The 16,839-nt window shown below is 42.0% G+C and carries 18 protein-coding genes and 5 tRNA genes; 12 read left to right on the forward strand and 11 right to left on the reverse strand.

The window, feature by feature from the left end:
* Positions 1-6: 6 nt before the first annotated feature.
* Together OFN91_RS04130 and rsmA are read right to left on the reverse strand one after the other, a co-directional pair.
* Positions 7-2,061 (reverse strand): ribonuclease J, encoded by a 2,055-nt coding sequence (locus OFN91_RS04130; RefSeq protein ID WP_270862686.1) that lies wholly within the window; start codon positions 2,059-2,061, stop codon positions 7-9.
* The gene (gene rsmA / locus OFN91_RS04135; RefSeq protein ID WP_270873377.1) at positions 2,042-2,845 is read right to left on the reverse strand and encodes a 16S rRNA (adenine(1518)-N(6)/adenine(1519)-N(6))-dimethyltransferase RsmA; all 804 of its coding nucleotides are present in this window, start codon (positions 2,843-2,845) and stop codon (positions 2,042-2,044) included. The genes OFN91_RS04130 and rsmA overlap by 20 nt, the downstream gene beginning before the upstream one ends.
* An 87-nt stretch (positions 2,846-2,932) precedes the next feature.
* On the opposite strand from rsmA, the gene hisF reads away from it, so the two are divergent.
* From hisF to OFN91_RS04155, 4 genes are all read left to right on the forward strand, one after another.
* Entirely contained in the window at positions 2,933-3,691 is a 759-nt protein-coding gene (gene hisF, locus OFN91_RS04140) for an imidazole glycerol phosphate synthase subunit HisF (RefSeq protein ID WP_270873378.1), read from the forward strand.
* A 2-nt stretch (positions 3,692-3,693) separates the two neighbouring features.
* Positions 3,694-4,203 (forward strand): purine-nucleoside phosphorylase, encoded by a 510-nt coding sequence (locus tag OFN91_RS04145; protein ID WP_333720466.1) that lies wholly within the window; start codon positions 3,694-3,696, stop codon positions 4,201-4,203.
* The gene (rlmN, locus tag OFN91_RS04150) at positions 4,200-5,267 is read left to right on the forward strand and encodes a 23S rRNA (adenine(2503)-C(2))-methyltransferase RlmN (RefSeq protein WP_270873380.1); all 1,068 of its coding nucleotides are present in this window, start codon (positions 4,200-4,202) and stop codon (positions 5,265-5,267) included. The genes OFN91_RS04145 and rlmN overlap by 4 nt, the downstream gene beginning before the upstream one ends.
* A gap of 258 nt (positions 5,268-5,525) precedes the next feature.
* Positions 5,526-5,750, forward strand: coding sequence for a TM2 domain-containing protein (locus OFN91_RS04155; RefSeq protein WP_270873381.1), 225 nt, complete (start codon positions 5,526-5,528; stop codon positions 5,748-5,750).
* Between the two features lie 16 nt (positions 5,751-5,766).
* On the opposite strand, the gene OFN91_RS04160 is transcribed toward OFN91_RS04155, so the two are convergent.
* Complete coding sequence (locus OFN91_RS04160; protein ID WP_270873382.1) at positions 5,767-6,594, reverse strand: RluA family pseudouridine synthase; 828 nt, start codon at positions 6,592-6,594, stop codon at positions 5,767-5,769.
* Between the two features lie 148 nt (positions 6,595-6,742).
* Between OFN91_RS04160 and purB the strand changes: the two genes are divergently transcribed.
* The 3 genes from purB (at position 6,743) to OFN91_RS04175 (ending at position 10,864) form a co-directional block, all read left to right on the forward strand.
* Complete coding sequence (purB, locus tag OFN91_RS04165; protein WP_270873383.1) at positions 6,743-8,071, forward strand: adenylosuccinate lyase; 1,329 nt, start codon at positions 6,743-6,745, stop codon at positions 8,069-8,071.
* A 30-nt stretch (positions 8,072-8,101) separates the two neighbouring features.
* Positions 8,102-8,305 carry a hypothetical protein gene (locus OFN91_RS04170; RefSeq protein ID WP_270873384.1) on the forward strand — a complete coding sequence of 68 codons (204 nt, stop codon included), beginning with the start codon at positions 8,102-8,104 and terminating at the stop codon, positions 8,303-8,305.
* 183 nt (positions 8,306-8,488) lie between these two features.
* Entirely contained in the window at positions 8,489-10,864 is a 2,376-nt protein-coding gene (locus OFN91_RS04175) for a ribonucleoside-diphosphate reductase subunit alpha (RefSeq protein ID WP_270873385.1), read from the forward strand.
* 77 nt (positions 10,865-10,941) lie between these two features.
* Here OFN91_RS04175 and OFN91_RS04180 read toward each other — a convergent pair whose 3' ends face one another.
* The 4 genes from OFN91_RS04180 to OFN91_RS04195 all read right to left on the reverse strand — a co-directional run bounded on the left by OFN91_RS04180 (position 10,942) and on the right by OFN91_RS04195 (position 13,915).
* Positions 10,942-12,078 carry an Mbeg1-like protein gene (locus OFN91_RS04180; protein WP_270873386.1) on the reverse strand — a complete coding sequence of 379 codons (1,137 nt, stop codon included), beginning with the start codon at positions 12,076-12,078 and terminating at the stop codon, positions 10,942-10,944.
* A gap of 1 nt (position 12,079) precedes the next feature.
* Entirely contained in the window at positions 12,080-13,078 is a 999-nt protein-coding gene (locus OFN91_RS04185; protein ID WP_270873387.1) for a putative transporter, read from the reverse strand.
* Positions 13,079-13,149: 71 nt separating this feature from the next.
* A complete protein-coding gene (locus tag OFN91_RS04190) occupies positions 13,150-13,602 on the reverse strand; it encodes a type II secretion system protein (protein ID WP_270862674.1) in 453 nt (150 codons plus the stop codon).
* Between the two features lie 237 nt (positions 13,603-13,839).
* Positions 13,840-13,915, reverse strand: a tRNA-Ala gene (locus OFN91_RS04195).
* Positions 13,916-14,030: 115 nt separating this feature from the next.
* Between OFN91_RS04195 and OFN91_RS04200 the strand changes: the two genes are divergently transcribed.
* The 5 genes from OFN91_RS04200 to OFN91_RS04220 all read left to right on the forward strand — a co-directional run bounded on the left by OFN91_RS04200 (position 14,031) and on the right by OFN91_RS04220 (position 14,576).
* A tRNA-Gly gene (locus OFN91_RS04200) sits at positions 14,031-14,105 on the forward strand.
* 24 nt (positions 14,106-14,129) lie between these two features.
* A tRNA-Leu gene (locus OFN91_RS04205) sits at positions 14,130-14,219 on the forward strand.
* Between the two features lie 18 nt (positions 14,220-14,237).
* Positions 14,238-14,311 (forward strand) — tRNA-Cys (locus OFN91_RS04210).
* A gap of 18 nt (positions 14,312-14,329) precedes the next feature.
* The gene (locus OFN91_RS04215) at positions 14,330-14,482 is read left to right on the forward strand and encodes a hypothetical protein (RefSeq protein WP_270858610.1); all 153 of its coding nucleotides are present in this window, start codon (positions 14,330-14,332) and stop codon (positions 14,480-14,482) included.
* Between the two features lie 6 nt (positions 14,483-14,488).
* A tRNA-Ser gene (locus OFN91_RS04220) sits at positions 14,489-14,576 on the forward strand.
* Between the two features lie 382 nt (positions 14,577-14,958).
* Here OFN91_RS04220 and OFN91_RS04225 read toward each other — a convergent pair.
* The 4 genes from OFN91_RS04225 to OFN91_RS04240 all read right to left on the reverse strand — a co-directional run bounded on the left by OFN91_RS04225 (position 14,959) and on the right by OFN91_RS04240 (position 16,810).
* Entirely contained in the window at positions 14,959-15,303 is a 345-nt protein-coding gene (locus OFN91_RS04225) for a phenylpyruvate tautomerase MIF-related protein (RefSeq protein ID WP_270873388.1), read from the reverse strand.
* A gap of 113 nt (positions 15,304-15,416) precedes the next feature.
* Entirely contained in the window at positions 15,417-15,803 is a 387-nt protein-coding gene (locus OFN91_RS04230) for a cupin domain-containing protein (RefSeq protein ID WP_270862665.1), read from the reverse strand.
* 19 nt (positions 15,804-15,822) lie between these two features.
* On the reverse strand, positions 15,823-16,353 hold the full coding sequence (locus tag OFN91_RS04235) for an ester cyclase (protein ID WP_270873389.1): 531 nt from the start codon (positions 16,351-16,353) through the stop codon (positions 15,823-15,825).
* 16 nt (positions 16,354-16,369) lie between these two features.
* Positions 16,370-16,810, reverse strand: a complete 441-nt coding sequence (locus OFN91_RS04240; protein ID WP_270873390.1) for a MarR family winged helix-turn-helix transcriptional regulator — start codon at positions 16,808-16,810, stop codon at positions 16,370-16,372.
* Positions 16,811-16,839: the final 29 nt, after the last annotated feature.

Consider the following 16,839-nt stretch of genomic DNA (forward strand, 5'->3'; position numbering starts at 1 on the left):
TGCCCCTTACATTAGGTAAATAACCGGCACGATTGTCGGATATTTTTTCGTTTTTCTAAAAATATGCTTTCGCACGGCTTGGCGGATTTGCGACTCCAACACGCGATTATCAAGCAAAATTTCGGTTTTCATATTCGCCAAAAACTGCTCGATTAAGCCCTCCATATCCTTGGTAAAGGCAGATGTCTGCGACTCTGCGACAAGCCCGTAGGTAATGACGCGAGATTTGATAAGCTTTTTGGCTGTTTTGTCGATTTGAGCGATGATCACAGCCACGCCAGCGTCGGCCAAATTTTGCCTGTGTTTTACGATTTCATCGGAAATTTGCTTATTGATTTGATTGTCAATGAAAACCTTGCCGGTTTTAACGGTTTTGACCCGTTTTAGGTATTTTTCGCAAATCTCCATTTGATCGCCGTCGTTCATCAAATAGATATTTTTCTCATCAATCCCGCATTCTATCGCAGTTTCGCGGTGTTTGACTATGTGGTTATACTCGCCATGAACAGGCAGGAAAAATTTCGGCTTGATTAGGCGAAGCATTAGTTTTTGCTCCTCTTGGGCAGCGTGTCCGCTAACATGGATTTCGCTGAAATCCTGATACGCCACCTTTGCGCCACTTTTTAGTAAGAAATTTAGCACGGTTGAGACGCTGTTTTCGTTACCCGGAATCGCCTTTGCCGAGATGATGACTTGATCTGTGGGTTTGATTTTTATGTATTTATGCTCGTCTGTGGCCATGCGATATAGCGCGCTCATAGTCTCGCCCTGAGAGCCTGTGGTTACGATTAAAACCTCATTGTCAGGGTATTTGCTGACCTCATCTGGATCAATGAAAATTTTACGATCAAGCTCGACATAGCCTAGCTCCATTGCCGTAAATAGGTTTCGCTCCATACTTCGCCCTATCACGCAGACCTTGCGGCCGTATTTCACACCGCGCTCGATCGCTTGATAGACGCGGTGGATATTTGAGCTAAATGTGCTCATAATCACGCGCCCTTTCGAGCTAGCAAAAATGCCGTCAAATGTCCTGCCTACCGAATTTTCGGATTTGGTAATGCCGTCTCTGTGAGAATTCGTGCTATCGCTCATCAGTAGCATTACGCCACGATCGCCATAGTGCGCCAAGCGGTTTAAATCGGTCGGATAGCCGTCGATTGGGGTGTGGTCGATTTTGAAATCGCCCGTGTGGATAATCGTGCCGGCCTTTGTGGTAATCGCAAGTGCGCTAGCGTCGATAATCGAGTGCGTTATGTGGATAAATTCGACCTCAAAATCGCCGATTTTGTAAATTTTGCGCTTTTGCACCGGGCGGAAATAGCTTCGCTCCGCCTTTAAGCCATGCTCTTCAAATTTGTTTGAAATCATGCCAAGCGGGAGTGGCGTAGCGTAAATTGGAAATTGAAATTCCTTGAAAAAATAGGGCATTGCGCCAATGTGATCTTCGTGCGCGTGCGTGATGATGATACCTTTGACTTTGTCAGCGATTTTGCGAACATAGCTAAAATCAGGGATCAAAATATCCACGCCGGGCATATTATCATCAGGGAAACTCATACCCACATCGACGATAATCGCGCTCGTAGCGGTCTCGAAAATCGTCATATTCGCGCCAATCTCGCCAAGTCCGCCAAGCGGAGTTATGCGGATAGTTTCACTAGAATTTGCATTTTTTAGCGGATAGAGCCTTGCTTCGTGCATAGCCTTATTCGCCGCAATCGCCTCGTCCATAGCCACATGCCATGGCTCGGTGCCAGTTAGGCTTTTTGGCATATTCGTCTTGCGTTTGGAGCGTTTTTTCTTTTTGGCGCCCTCCTCTGAATTTGGGCTTTGCGCGGCTGTTTCGCTGGATAGATTTTGCGCTTTTTCGCTTTTTGATTTTTTATTTTTTTTGTTTTCGTTTGCTGGGGTTTTTTGCTCGTCTTTTTGATTTTTGCTCTCATCAAACGATTTTTTTAAATTTTCCCTGTGTCTGCGGCGTCTATTTACCTTTTTTAAGCGCTCAGGGCCTGTAAAATCAGAGTTTTGCGCTTGGTTGTTAGTTTTTTTCTCTTCCATTTTTCACCTTTAATTTTTTAAAAATATCTAAAAATAAGGCGAAATTTAACTCGTGCGGTCTTGTGTTTTCAAAAATTTCTAGTTCTTCGAAAATTTGGGTTATATCTGATTTGGACGCGATTGCGCTTAGATTTTTGGCTAGTGTTTTTCTAGGAGAGGCAAAACACGCTCTCAAAAACACCTCAAAATCGCGCTTTTGCTCCACGCTTTGGAAAGGATTGCGCGTCTTTTCTATCCTCATCACGGCTGAAATGACCTTCGGAGCTGGCTCGAAAGCGTGTGGAGGCACCTCGAAAAGATACTGCGCCCCGCCACAAAGGCTAGCCAAAACCGAAATCGCGCCGAATTCCCGCTTCCCAGAAACTGCGCAAAATTTCTGCGCGACCTCTTTTTGCACCATTACGACCAAACCCTCACACAGCGGGTCTTCGATGGCTCGCAGGATTATATTTGTCGCGATATAATACGGCAAATTCGCAACCAAAAAATATGGTTTTTCGCTAAGAGAATTTTCCCAAATTTCCAAAACATCGCCCAAAACCAGCTCCAAATCGCGGTTTTTTATCTCTGTGGCGAAGCTTTGGCACAAAATCTGATATAAATCATTATCAATTTCGAAACTTTTTACTTTATAACTCTTTAAAAGATTACGAGTTAAATCACCCAAGCCAGGCCCAATTTCTACGATATTTTCAGCATTTTTGGGAATCGATTGGATAATTTTGTCTAAAATCAAACTATCTTTTAGAAAATTTTGTCCGAATTTTTTCTTTGCAACTATCATCGAGAGATTTTATCCAATTTTTACTTATAAAATGGTTATATAAGCGAAATTTGGCTAAAATTTACAAAAATTTTAAAGGGCAAAATTTTGAAAACATTTGCAAAACGAATAATTCCATGCCTAGATGTGCAAAACGGGCGCGTGGTAAAGGGCGTAAATTTCGTAAATTTACGCGACGCAGGCGATCCTGTCGAAATCGCAAAACGCTATAACGACGAGGGTGCGGACGAGCTTTGTTTTTTAGACATTACGGCTAGTTTTGAGAACCGCGACACTATCGTGCATGTGGTCGAAAGCGTGGCAAAACAGCTTTTTATCCCGCTGACCGTGGGTGGCGGAATCCGCAAAATCGACGATATTTCACGACTTTTGGATGTGGGTTGCGACAAGGTCAGCCTAAACTCATCAGCCATCGCAAACCCAGGTTTAATCGACGAAGCAGCGAAAAAATTCGGCTCTCAATGCGTCGTCGTGGCAATCGATGTCAAACGAACTGGCAGGGGCTACAATGTCTTTGTCAAAGGCGGCAGAGAAGACACCGGACTGGACGCTTATGCGTGGGCAGAGGAAGTGCAAAACCGCGGTGCGGGGGAGATTTTGCTCACTTCTATGGACTGCGACGGCACCAAAAACGGCTTTGATGTGGAAGTTACAGGCAAAATTAGCAAAATGCTAAAAATCTCCGTAATCGCAAGTGGCGGTGCAGGAAATATGGAGCATATCAAAGAAGCCTTTGAGTGTGGGGCTGACGCGGCACTCGCAGCGAGCATTTTTCACTTCGGCGAGATAAAAATCAAAGATTTAAAAGCCTATCTTTTGCAAAACGGCATAAGGGTTCGAAGTTGATAGTGTGCGCAGGAAATGGCGAAGAATTCGGCTTCGCGCGCGCTGTCGGCGTGGGGCTCGTGGATTGCGCTATCAATTTAACCAAAATTTTAGCGAGCGAAAAACATAGCGAAATTTTGTTTGTAGGCAGTTGCGGTCTATATAATGAAGGTGAAATTTTTGATATTTTTGAGTGCGAAACGGCCACAAACCACGAAATTTCCGAGCTTTTAGGCTATTCATACAGCCCGATTTTTGACCCAAATGTTTCATATGAAACATTTTGCAACTCATCAAATTTCATCACCACAGATGAAATTTGCGCACAAAAATTCGCCACACTCGGCTACAAAATCGAAAATATGGAATTTTACTCTGTCGTCAAAGTCGCCGAAAGTTTCAAAATCCCAGCTCGCGGAATTTTCGTCGCGACGAATTTTTGCAATCAAAACGCACACACAGATTTTTTGAAAAATCACGCAAAAGCCAAAGAAATTTTAGAAAATTACTTAAAACAAAAAGGAATAATTTGAAAAATATCCTAGATTTCACACTTGATGAACTATCCGAGCTTATAACGCCAAAATTTAGAGCCAAGCAAATTTACGAGTGGATTTATAAAAAAGGCGTTAAAAATTTTGATGAAATGCTAAATTTGCCAAAGGAATTAAGGGCAAATTTAAGCGAAAATTTCTATTTAGACCCCGTAAAATGCGCAAAATGCGAAGAGAGTATCGACGGAAGCAAAAAATATCTTTTCGAGCTAAAAGACGGCAAAACCATAGAAAGCGTTTTGCTTCCTATGAAAGATGAAGTCGCAGATGAAAACGGCAAAATTTCACGCCATGCAAGATACACAATCTGCGTTAGTTCGCAAGTCGGTTGCAAAATGGGCTGTGCGTTTTGCCTAACTGCCAAAGGCGGATTTGTGCGAAATCTCACAGCAGGTGAAATCGTCGGGCAAATTTTATACATAAAAATCGCAAACCAAATCCCTTACGAAAGACGCGTAAATGTCGTATATATGGGCATGGGCGAACCGCTAGATAACCTAGCAAATGTCGCCAAAGCCGTGCAAATTTTAAAAGAAAACGACGGCCTAGCTATCGCTCCACGCCGCCAAACTATCAGCACAAGCGGTCTAGCCACGCAGATAAAAAAGCTTGGTGAAATGGATTTGGGCGTTTTGCTTGCCATTTCACTTCACGCCGTAACCGACGAGCTTAGGGTCAAATTAATGCCGATAAACAAAGCCTACAACATAGCTTCGGTTATGGACGCCGTGCGAAATTTCCCCATTGACATGCGAAAGCGAGTGATGTTTGAATACCTTGTCATGGGCGGCGTAAATGATAGCCCTAGCGATGCAAAAACCCTTGTAAAGCTACTTCACGGCATAAAAGCAAAGGTAAATTTGATATACTTCAACCCACACGAAGGAAGCCCGTATCTGCGCCCAAGCACTGAAAATATGGTGAAATTCCAAGACTATCTCAGTGCGCATGGCGTAACCTGCACGATTCGCCAAAGCAAGGGGCTTGACATAAGTGCTGCGTGCGGACAACTCAAAGAAAGAAGCAAAAATGACCGCCCTTGATATAATCGAAGTAGTTTTTATCGCAATCGTCGCTATAATCGGCATTTGTGGAATTTTTTATGTAGTTTTAAGCGAAAAAAAAGAGTAAATTTTACCAAATTTTAAAATTTCGCTAGCGCAACTCCGAAACACTGCGCCGAAATTTAAATTATCCAAAATTTTAAAAATAATGTTAAAAAAAATCCGTTTATTTACCATTTGTTTTTTTTTTTTTTTGATATTATACAAATTTTTAATTTTATTTTTAAAGGATAGAAAATGAGTGAAAATAGCTCGCTTAGACCAGTAAATAAAGTAATTTATTGCGTTCTTGCTTTTTTCTTGGGTGGTATTGGGGTGCATAAATTTTATGCTGGTAAAACTATGTGGGGCGTTATATACCTAGTATTTTGTTGGACAATAATACCTTCGTTAATAGCATTAATTGAATTTATTATGGCATTGTTTAAAAAAGCAGATGCCGACGGAAACATTTACTTATAATAAAATCTCAATTATTCTAAACTTTAAGCGACTTTAAAAATTTAGCTTTAAAGTCGCTTTTTGTATTTATATCATAAATTTTCCCGTTAAATTCGAAGTGCAGATTCGCTGCATGTAGGCAAAGCCTAGAAGCGCCTGTTAAATTTATCCGCTCTTCGACGCTTAATTTCTCGTCCAAAATCGCTTCGAAAGTCGCCGTATCAGTCCCATAAAGTGGGTCGCCTAAAATTTTGTGTTTCACATGAAACAAATGCAAACGAATTTGATGCTGTCTGCCCGTCAGTGGCACGGCTCGAACCAAAGTCGCATTAAATTCGCTAAAATATTCTATCGGATAAATTTCGGTTATCGCCTTTTTGCCGTTTTCGCAAATTCGCATTTTTATCGCCACTTCGTCGGCTTCTAAACTCTCACCTATTGGCTCATCGATTACAAATTCTCGCTCCACTCTCCCGCTCACCAAAGCAAAATATGATTTTTTCACCGCCCTATTTTCAAAAAGCATTTTTAGCGCATTTAAACTAGCCAAATTTTTTGCGACCAGTATCACGCCACTTGTCTCTTTATCGAGCCTATGCACGACCGCCGCAGAACGACCATAAAGCGACCAAATTTCATCATAAAGCGAATATTTGCAACCTCTGCCGTTTGGGTGGCTTAGCACTCCGCTAGGTTTGTCAAAAACGCCGAATTCTTCGCTCTCAAAAATCGCACGCAGTCCTTTTGGCTCACATTTATAATCTATCAAAAATATTTCCCCATTTGCCACGCTGTTTTTTGCCATTACCACGCCAGAGCTATCTAGCACCCTGCCCTTATCGCAAAGCCTTTGAGCGCCTTTCATATCGTGTCCCAAATCCAGCAAAATCTCAAAAATTCGCCGATTTGTAAATTTGCCTAAACTAAATTTCTCATACGCCATATTAACTAACTTTTCAGCCCTTTTTTAATATAATTTTGGATTATATCAAATTTCAAATAAAGGCACAAAAATGGTAGAGCGATACGCACGAAAAATTATGAAAGACAAATGGACGCAACAAGCCAAATACGACGCTTGGCTAAAAGTCGAACTTGCCGCAGTTAAGGCGTGGAACAAGCTTGGCTTTATCCCGGATGATGATTGCGAAAAAATCTGCAAAAACGCTAAATTTAGCATCGAACGCATAGACGAAATCGAAAAAACGACAAAGCACGATGTAATCGCGTTTTTAACCAGCGTGAGCGAGAGCTTGGGCGAAGAGAGCCGTTTTGTGCATTATGGTATGACTAGTAGCGATTGTATCGATACGGCTGTGGCGTTGCAGATAAAAGATAGCTTGGATTTGATTATCGCTGACATCGAAGCCCTAAAAACGGCAATCAAAAATCAAGCGATGAAGCACAAAAACACGCTTATGGTGGGCAGAAGCCACGGAATTCACGGCGAACCGATAACTTTCGGGCTTGTTTTAGCGATTTGGCATGATGAGATAAATCGCGCATTAGAGCTGATAAAACACGCTTATGGCGTCATAAGTGTGGGTCAAATCAGCGGCGCAATGGGAAATTTCGCCCACGCTCCGCTTGAACTTGAAGAGCTAGTTTGCCAAAATCTAGGCTTAAAACCAGCCCCAGCGTCAAACCAAGTCATACAAAGAGATCGCTACGCGCAAGTGATGAACGCACTAGCGATTTTAGCTTCAAGTTGCGAGAAAATCGCCGTTGCAATCCGCCACTACCAAAGAACAGAAGTTTATGAGTGTGAAGAGTATTTCGCTCCGGGACAAAAGGGAAGCTCGGCAATGCCACACAAACGAAATCCGGTGCTTAGTGAAAATGTAACGGGGCTTTGCAGGGTTTTGCGAAGCTATGCGATCCCTGCTATGGAAAATGTCGCTTTGTGGCACGAAAGAGATATTAGTCATAGTTCGGTTGAGAGATTTATACTGCCAGATGGCTTTGTAACGGCTGATTTTATGCTAAATCGCCTTGCAAATTTGATTGAAAATTTGGTCGTTTATCCTGAAAATATGATGAAAAATCTAAATTTAACAGGCGGACTAGTTTTTTCTCAAAGGGTGCTTTTAGAACTTCCTAAAAAGGGGCTATCACGCGAAGAAGCTTATAAAATCGTCCAAAGAAACGCGATGAAAGTTTGGGCTGACTTGCAAGAAGGCAAAAAAGCTATCGATGAAAACGGGCAGAGCTTGTATCTGCAAAATTTACTCGCCGACGACGACCTGAGAAAAGCTTTGAGCGAAGACGAAATTAGAGCGTGTTTTGATTATGGATATTACACAAAAAATGTGGATAGAATTTTCGCTAGGGTGTTTGGGTAAGCTACAAGAGTAAAATTTAAAGGAGCCAGTATGAACGAGAGCAAACAAAGGAGTTTTTTTAGCGCACTTATAGAAGATGTTTTTTCTTTGATTTATTTGTTTATCATTGCTGCTATCTGCTTTCCACTTTGGGAAATGATTGCTATGAAGCATTTTCACGCCCCCAAACTAACTCTTTTGGAATTTTTTGGGCTTTGCATTTTAGCTCGTTGTATTTTTGGATTTAAAATTTGAAAATTTAGCCCATTTTGGGCTAAATTTTCTGTCATAAAATCAAAAAATACCCAAATTTTCCCATAATAATTTAACTTAAAATTTAGCAAAACTCCAAAGCAAAATTTGGATAAATTTTCTTAAATCATAAGCTTTAAAAAGATACAATCGCACAATTATTTTTTCTTAGAAACGGACGCAAAAATGAAAGTAATTAAACGCAACGGTAGAACCGAAGAACTCGATATTTCAAAAATCAAAAAATTCACAGGGGACGCGGTAGCAGGGCTTGAAAATGTCAGCCTTAGCGAGCTAGAAGTCGATGCGAAAATTCAGTTTCGCGATATGATTACCACAGAGGAAATCCAGCAAACCCTTATCAAAACCGCCGTCGATAAAATCGACATAGACCGCCCAAACTGGACATTTGTGGCAGCGCGACTTTTCCTTTATGATTTGTATCACAAAGTATCTGGCTTCACCGGCTATCAATCGCTTCAAACCTACTTTGAGCGCGGTGAGAGCGAGGGTCGCATCATGCTAGGGCTAAAAGAAAAATACGACCTAGACGACCTAGACGCCTACATTAAGCCAGAGCGCGATTTGCAATTTACCTATCTTGGTATTAAAACGCTTTATGATCGCTATCTCATAAAAGACAGACAAGCAAAACCGATTGAGCTTCCACAGCACATGTTTATGGCGATTGCTATGTTTTTGGCGCAAAACGAGCTAGACAGCCAAGGCTGGGCGAAAAAATTTTATGATTTAATAAGCAAATTTGAAGTCATGCTCGCCACTCCGACACTCTCAAATGCAAGAACTACAAGGCACCAGCTAAGCTCTTGCTATGTCGGAAGCACGCCTGATAATATCGAAGGAATTTTTGATAGCTACAAAGAAATGGCGCTTTTATCAAAATTTGGCGGCGGTATCGGCTGGGACTGGTGCAAAGTTAGAGCCATGGGCGGTAGTATCGACGGACACAAAAACGCCGCAGGCGGCATAATACCTTTCTTAAAAATCACAAACGACATAGCCGTAGCTGTGGATCAACTAGGCACCAGAAAAGGCGCAATCGCCGTGTATATCGAGCCGTGGCACATGGATATAAACGACTTTTTGGATTTGCGTAAAAACTCAGGCGAAGAACGCCGCAGAGCGCATGAAATTTTCCCTGCTTTGTGGATAAACGATTTGTTTATGAAACGCCTAGCAAACAACGAAAAATGGACGCTTTTCGACCCTGTCGATGTGGCTGATTTGTGCGATGTGTGGGGCGAAGAATTTGAAGCAAAATATATCACCTACGAAAACGACCCAAATATCAGCAAATCAACCGTTCTAGCAAAAGAGCTTTGGAAAAAAATCCTAACTAGCTATTTTGAGACAGGAATGCCGTTTTTGTGCTTTAAAGATAACGCAAACAGGGTAAATCCAAATTCGCACAAAGGGCTAATTCGAAGCTCGAATTTATGCACCGAGATTTTCCAAAATACACAGCCAAATCACTACAAAACAAAAGTGATTTACGCTGACGGAAGCGAAGAGCTTTTTGAAGAAAACGAAGAAGTAGTAGTAAATGGTAAAATCACCAAAAAAGCCAAAAAAATCACGGCACTTGATACGATAAATGGCAAAGACATTTTCATCGTCGAAAAGGGCGTAGATGAGGGCGCAACGGCAGTTTGCAATCTCGCAAGTGTAAATTTAAGCAAAATTCACACCCAAGAAGACATAAAGCGCGTCGTGCCGATCGCCGTGCGAATGCTAGATAATGTAATCGAGCTAAATTTTTACCCACACGCAAAGGTAAAACGCACGAATTTACGCTCTCGCGCCATAGGCTTAGGCGTAATGGGCGAAGCGCAAATGCTTGCAGAAAAGGGCATTATTTGGGGCAGTTACGAGCATTTTGAGACAATCGATAAAATCATGGAAAACATAAGCTACAACGCCATTTACGCTTCATCAAATTTAGCTCTTGAAAAGGGCAAATACCCTGAATTTGAGGGCTCAAAATGGTCGCAAGGAATTTTCCCAATAGATTTAGCAAACGAAAATGCTAAAAAACTAGTCGGTCGCGGGGGACTTTTTGAAGATAACTCTTGCGACTGGGACGCACTTCGCGCAAAGGTTAAGAAAGACGGCATGAGAAATGGCTATTTAATGGCGATTGCGCCGACTTCATCGATTTCGATTTTAGTAGGCACGACCCAAACCATCGAGCCTGTTTATAAACGCAAATGGTTCGAACACAACCTAAGCGGTATGATTCCTGTGGTCGTGCCAAATCTAAGCCCTGATACTTGGCAAGCCTATGTTCCAGCATACGAACTAGACCAGCGGCTGCTTATAAAAGCAGGTGCAATCCGCCAAAAATGGATAGATCAAGGTCAAAGCCTAAATATTTTCATCACGCTTGATAAGGCTAGCGGCAAGGTGCTAAATGACATTTACACCCTTGCGTGGGAGCTTGGCATTAAATCGACATATTATCTCAGAAGCGAAAGCCCTTCAACTGACGATTTCAACTCCGATGTCGCAGACAGAAGTATCGAGTGCGAAGGTTGCCAATAATACACAATTAAATTTATCTTTTGGCGAAATTTTAAAATTTCGCCAAATTTAGCCTAAATTTCACTAAATTTTAGCCCCTAAATTTGCCATTTTTCCTTGAATTTATCTTTGTAAGATTGCCTTTTATCCTTGATTTTATCGTTCGTGTGCTTGGCGAGATTTTCGAGGTAAGCAGAGGCGATTTGCAAAAGCATATTTGCTATCATTTTTTTGTCATCTTTTGCAACCGTTTTGTATTTTTGCAAAATTTGAGGCACCGCGAGTGGCAGGTTATGCGGGATTTGCGCGAAGGTATCGAGGCTGGTGGCATTAAATAGCTCAAAAACCGCCTCGATTGCGATTTTGCGCTGAGTGGCGGTGGTGTTTTGCATAAAATCGCTCAAAGTCTTATCGATAATCTTGCTCGAATTGCTAAGATTCTTGGCATAGATAAAATCCTCCTTGCCCACCTCCCAGCTAAAAATATCGTGCGCAAAGACAAGTTTGGCGCTTGATTGCACGATTTTTATGCTCTCTTTGTGGCTTAGCAGATTTCCGATAATGCTCTCATTTGGGATATATGTTTGGATTTTTGATAAAATTTCGCCACTCAAATTTTGCTCGTAAAATTCCGGCAAAAACCCCGGTCCGTCGTAGTTATAGACCTTTATTATGCGACCATTCACGCTAGGATTTGCCCTAAGCGCTGAGTAAATCGCCACATTTCCGCCCTTTGAATGTCCGCCGATTTTAAGGCGCGCATGCGGATATTTTTGCGCGATTTTTTCTAGATATTTAAGCCCTGAGATTTGGCAAGGAAGCTCTTTTAAAAACGCCATATTAAAGTCCTCTTGCCAGCCCAAAATCGAATTATCCGTGCCGATAAACGATACGAAAATTTCTTTCACGCCCAAATGAATACACAGCGCGCCAAACTGCCTGATTGCCTCTTTGTCGTTATCTCGCTCTATATCACTCACGCGCAAATCCCCAAAACGCGCGCTTTGGGCTAAATTTAGCGCGAGTGTTTTATCGCCCTCCCACAAAAACTCATCATCGCTTAAATTCGCCAAATTTTCGCAAATTTCACCCAAATTTCCGCCATTAAAAAGCGAAATTTTATGAAACGGCAAATACGAAAATCGCGCCAAAACAAGCGCATCTAGCTCGTTAAATTTATGCTCGCTAAATTTCAAATCCCCGCGCCAAAAAAGATAGTCGTTGATATTCGCCATTTTACACCCTAAATTCGGCCTGCAAGGCTAGTTTTGAGTCATAGCCTATGTTTTTCTCAAACTCGCTAAGCCTCATGTGGATCGAGCGAAGTTCGGTTATCGTCGTCCAATTCTCCGTAAATACGCTAAAACTTTGGCGCACTTTGTTAAAGGCATTTGCTGTTTGGATTAGCACGCCAAGCGTGATTACCTTGGTAAAAAGCCCTGGCCCCATGATGAGATATGGCACGATGACAAGGATTTGCGAGTAAGTGTGAAGCCAAGTATCAAAATACAAATAGTGCAAAAAGAGCTTGTGGTAGTTAAATTTAAGCTTGTCAAAAAGCGAAATGAGCTTCTCCTCGCTTCCGTAATTCGCCTTATCCTCCTCGGCAAAAACTAGCTCTTTTCGAAAGGCTGCTTCGACTTTTTGGTTGTTGTATTCTAGGCGTGGCAGATAGCGTCCCACGAACCACGACACGCCAAGCCCACCCACGCTCACAGCTAGCGCAATCCAAACAAGAGAGCCCGGAATATCCTTGATAAAGGGCAAATTTATCCCGCTACTTAGCCCCCATAAAATCGGAATAAACGCAAAAAGCGTCATAAAGGCATAGACAATTCGCATGCCGACATCTTCGAGGGTTTTGGTAAATCTATAAATGTCCTCTTGGATACGCTGCGAGCTACCCTCGATATCGCGCTCTACCCTACGCCAAAAGCCAATGTATGAAAATGTCATCGCCTCGCGCCATTTTAGCACCCATACGCGCGTGATATAGCGCTCCGAAACTGCCGCTGCTATAAACCACATCGCAAGCCACAAAAACAAAAGCATAGCCTCATAAAACTCGTCAATCGTGTGTTTGTCTATCTCGCCACCCATATCGTAAAACGCCCTATACCACTCGTTAAATTTGACATTTAAAATGGTTTGAAATAAATTAATACCGAGTATAAAAATTAGTCCGCCCCAAGCCAAAATTCGCCATTTTTTGCTTTTAAAAAACGATGAAAACATTACCCGCCTTTGTGAAATTTAATCCGTGATTTTACTGAAATTTATTAAATTTTGGAATTTGTAGAATTTTACTAAAATTTCGCTCCATTTATCGCCGAAATCGTCGAACTATCCAGCGGTATGTATGATACGCTATCGCTGTGTTTGAGCTCTCCTGCGTCCATTTTAAGGTATGGTTCGACCGCAGAGCCTTCTAGCACTCTCCCGCACAGCCCAGCTCTATCAATCCGCACCTCCATAACGCTCATGCCATGGAAAATAAACTTCAAACAATCCCGCTTTTTCACGCGAAAAACGCTGTTTTTAAAATCCACGCTCGTCATGTCTTTGATATTGGTCGAATACCGCCCCTGCGTGAGATTATAGGCGATGACATCGCTAAGTGCGGTTTTTAGGTCGTTTTTGGCAGCCACGACCAAGGCATCATCTCTCGAAGCTTGTAAGCGCGGAAGCGCAACGCCAACCAAAATCCCAACAATCACAATCACAAAAACAAGCTCAACCATACTAAATGCTTTTTTCATAGAATTTCCTTTTGTTTTTTCGAGTATAGCATTTAATGATGAAATTTTGTAAATTTGGCCGGTTTGTCATCGCGGGCAAACAATATAGCAAAATTCAAACAAATTTCAATTCTCAAATTTTTAAAATTCTCTAAATTTTACTAGATTAGCACGCTCATTTCGCTTCACCAACAATGATAAAATTTACGAAATTTGAAAACCAGCGCAGTGTTATATAAGTATGGATTTAAAATAAAATGGTGGAGTTAAGCGGGATCGAACCGCCGACCTCTTGAATGCCATTCAAGCGCTCTCCCAGCTGAGCTATAACCCCAAAAAGCTCTGTAATTTTACACTTTTTAGCTTATAATGAATTTAAAAAACAGAAATTTTGCAAATAAAATAAAATTTTAAGTTTTAATTTGCTAAAATCAGCTTTCGTTTTTGACGCGGGAATAGCTCAGTGGTAGAGCGCAACCTTGCCATGGTTGATGTCGCGAGTTCGACTCTCGTTTCCCGCTCCATGATTTTGTATGTGTTGAAAATGTGCCCGGATGGCGGAATTGGTAGACGCAAGGGACTTAAAATCCCTCGGAATTTTTTCTTCCGTGCCGGTTCAAGTCCGGCTCCGGGCACCACCAAAAACGGCTTAGTGTGGCGACATAGCCAAGCGGTAAGGCATGGGCCTGCAAAGCCTTGATCCCCGGTTCGAATCCGGGTGTCGCTTCCAAAACAACAAGGAGAGTCTATGAAATATATAGTTACGATACTTTTAGTTTTGGCGTTTAGCGGGTGTTCAAACACATGGCAAGGCGTGAAACAAGACTCAAAAAACGCTGGTCAATGGACCAAAGAAAAAGTTCATAACGGCGCAGAGTGGGTCAGCGAAAAAACAGAATAATTCTATCGGGAGATGGCTGAGCGGTCGAAAGCGGCGGTCTTGAAAACCGTTGAGGGTAACACCTCCTGGGGTTCGAATCCCTATCTCCCGGCCACTTTTTTAAATCCTTTTAAATTTTTGTTGTGAATTTTAGAGAAATTATAAAATTTTGCAAATTTAGCATGGAATTTTATTTGTATTTCGCGCCATTACGAGCAAAATTTTATTTAATTTGTCATTGCGAGCGAGTGTAACGAGCGTGGCAATCCAGTAAAATTTATAGCGAATTTAAAATTTTAAGAATTGAAATTTATCTGAATTTCCCTGGATTGCTTCGGCGCTATCACGCCTCGCAATGACAGCAAATTTAGCGCAAGGAATTTTAAACTCGTAGATTGCTTCGCTTTCTACGAAAGCTCGCAATGACAAATTAAAGTCAATAAATTTTTGCTCCGTTTCCCAACAAGCTCGCAATGACAGACCCGGCGAATTTCGCCCTAAAACATCTTCTCGCCTCTGCCCCACAGTGGAATCGGGTGAAATGTCACATACACCTCATCAGGGTTTATGCCAAAGCCACGCAACGCCTCGCTCACAAGCCTAACGCAAACCTCGCATTTTTGCTTTTCTACGCTAGTTCCTAGCAGTGAGATTGCGATATACGCGCCGTTTGCAACCGCATTTTGTGCGATAAAAAGCGCCTTGTCGCACTCTACCGCACTCATTATACTCTCACTTTTTTTACCAAACGCCTCACTTACGGCATTACAAAGCGCGCCCGCCAGATTTGCGCGTATTTTTTCATCAAATTTCGCGCTAAATTTCGCATCGATATACGGCATAAAAACCCCTTAAATTTTAAATTTTCCACGCTTCGCAAATTTCAAATTTTGCGCCGAATTTTAAAATTCGGGCGCAGTATTACAAGCCCACGAAGCGGGATTTCCAAATTCCACTATTTTACATTAAATAGCCAGCTTGGCTTAATCCCCTCGCGCAAAACGCCGTCGGTGTCGGTGTATTGCTCCAAAGAGCCTGCTTTGACCTGGATACAAAGAAACCTAATCGTCTCATCGCCTGCGCTGATACAGCGTTCGCCGCTTGGGTCGATTTTGAAAATATCGCCCTTAGCGATTGCGATTTCTTCGCCGTCGATGAAAAGCTTGCCGCTGCCTTCAAGCACGATATAGACCTCTTCGTTTTGGACATGCGCATGCACAAAAGGCACGCTAATGCCCGCTGGCAGGGTGTTTAAGCTAATCTCGCAACCGCTTAGACCCAAAAGCTCTTTAAACTCGACGCGCTCGTTGCTATCGAGCCTTGCAAAAGTGTAGTTTTTCATTTTTTCTCCTTAAATAAGATTATTTTAAAATTTCAAGATCGGTTAAAAGCCCCGCAAGCCCCTCGCCTGCGACATCGTTTGCGATTTTGCCATTTTCGTCAAAATAGTAAAAATTCATCGTGCTAAACGAAAATTTCGCTCCGTCCGCCTTTTTGCCGTAAAATTCGCCCCTCTCGTGTGTGCCACTACACTCCCACAAAACAGCCACCACAGCGTCGTTTGCGACGATATCTTTGATCTCCCATTTGATATCAGGGAAGCTTTGTCTCATGAAATTTACCACCGAGATATACCCTGCGCCGCCATAAAGTGGGTCTTTGGAAACTGGGGTAAAAAATGTAGCGTTTTGGTTTATTAGCTTCTCTGCCAAGGCGGTATCGGCAGTATTTATGGCGGTTTGGAAGTGCGCCATCGCCTCTTTGTTGCACTCGGATTTAGCCATGCTTTGGTAGCAAATTTGGTTAAAATTTGGCTCTAAATTTTGGCTCAAATTTGAATTAGCGCATAAAATTTGACCCACCAAAACAGCAAAAATCGCAAATTTTTTCATAAATTTCCTTTGATATCTAATTGATTTTTTTATTAAAATTTTTAATTGCACGGCTTAAAAGCGTATCTAGCGCGTCTAATTCAAACTCGCTAAAATTTTTCGCTAAAATTTTATTTAAATTCTTTGAAATTTCTTCAAATTTCGGCTTTAAACTCTCGCCTTTTGGCGTGAGTTTTACATTTACGCTTCTTGCGTCGTTTTTGTCCTTTTCTCGCACCAAATAGCCGTCCATTTCAAGCCTATCAAGCAGGGTTGTAACAGTTGCTTTTGTGCGGTTGATTTTAGTGGCGATTTGGGCTGGACTTAAAATTTTACCCCCAAAAAGATAGTGAAAAATATCCCCGTGGCTGGGCGAAATCCCTAAAATTTCAAGCCTTTTAAATTCGTTTATAATGTAATCGTTCGCCTCTCTTACAAGCTGTGCGCTTAAAAATATACTTTTGCGTTCTTTTTTCATTTTTGCCCCTAAAATTTAGGGCGTATTAT

The organism is Campylobacter sp. JMF_08 NE1, from assembly GCF_027737875.1.
Lineage (GTDB): Bacteria > Campylobacterota > Campylobacteria > Campylobacterales > Campylobacteraceae > Campylobacter_B.

What these genes read in the sequence shown, in the direction of transcription:
- OFN91_RS04130 (WP_270862686.1), bottom strand. Translation starts at nt 2,061, where the DNA reads ATGGAAGAGAAAAAAACTAACAACCAAGCGCAAAACTCTGATTTTACA.
- OFN91_RS04185 (WP_270873387.1), bottom strand. Translation starts at nt 13,078, where the DNA reads ATGTTTTCATCGTTTTTTAAAAGCAAAAAATGGCGAATTTTGGCTTGG.
- OFN91_RS04225 (WP_270873388.1), bottom strand. Translation starts at nt 15,303, where the DNA reads ATGCCGTATATCGATGCGAAATTTAGCGCGAAATTTGATGAAAAAATA.
- OFN91_RS04180 (WP_270873386.1), bottom strand. Translation starts at nt 12,078, where the DNA reads ATGGCGAATATCAACGACTATCTTTTTTGGCGCGGGGATTTGAAATTT.
- OFN91_RS04235 (WP_270873389.1), bottom strand. Translation starts at nt 16,353, where the DNA reads ATGAAAAAATTTGCGATTTTTGCTGTTTTGGTGGGTCAAATTTTATGC.
- OFN91_RS04160 (WP_270873382.1), bottom strand. Translation starts at nt 6,594, where the DNA reads ATGAAAGGCGCTCAAAGGCTTTGCGATAAGGGCAGGGTGCTAGATAGC.
- purB (WP_270873383.1), top strand. Translation starts at nt 6,743, where the DNA reads ATGGTAGAGCGATACGCACGAAAAATTATGAAAGACAAATGGACGCAA.
- OFN91_RS04240 (WP_270873390.1), bottom strand. Translation starts at nt 16,810, where the DNA reads ATGAAAAAAGAACGCAAAAGTATATTTTTAAGCGCACAGCTTGTAAGA.
- OFN91_RS04230 (WP_270862665.1), bottom strand. Translation starts at nt 15,803, where the DNA reads ATGAAAAACTACACTTTTGCAAGGCTCGATAGCAACGAGCGCGTCGAG.
- OFN91_RS04155 (WP_270873381.1), top strand. Translation starts at nt 5,526, where the DNA reads ATGAGTGAAAATAGCTCGCTTAGACCAGTAAATAAAGTAATTTATTGC.
- rsmA (WP_270873377.1), bottom strand. Translation starts at nt 2,845, where the DNA reads ATGATAGTTGCAAAGAAAAAATTCGGACAAAATTTTCTAAAAGATAGT.
- OFN91_RS04170 (WP_270873384.1), top strand. Translation starts at nt 8,102, where the DNA reads ATGAACGAGAGCAAACAAAGGAGTTTTTTTAGCGCACTTATAGAAGAT.
- OFN91_RS04190 (WP_270862674.1), bottom strand. Translation starts at nt 13,602, where the DNA reads ATGAAAAAAGCATTTAGTATGGTTGAGCTTGTTTTTGTGATTGTGATT.
- OFN91_RS04175 (WP_270873385.1), top strand. Translation starts at nt 8,489, where the DNA reads ATGAAAGTAATTAAACGCAACGGTAGAACCGAAGAACTCGATATTTCA.
- OFN91_RS04215 (WP_270858610.1), top strand. Translation starts at nt 14,330, where the DNA reads ATGAAATATATAGTTACGATACTTTTAGTTTTGGCGTTTAGCGGGTGT.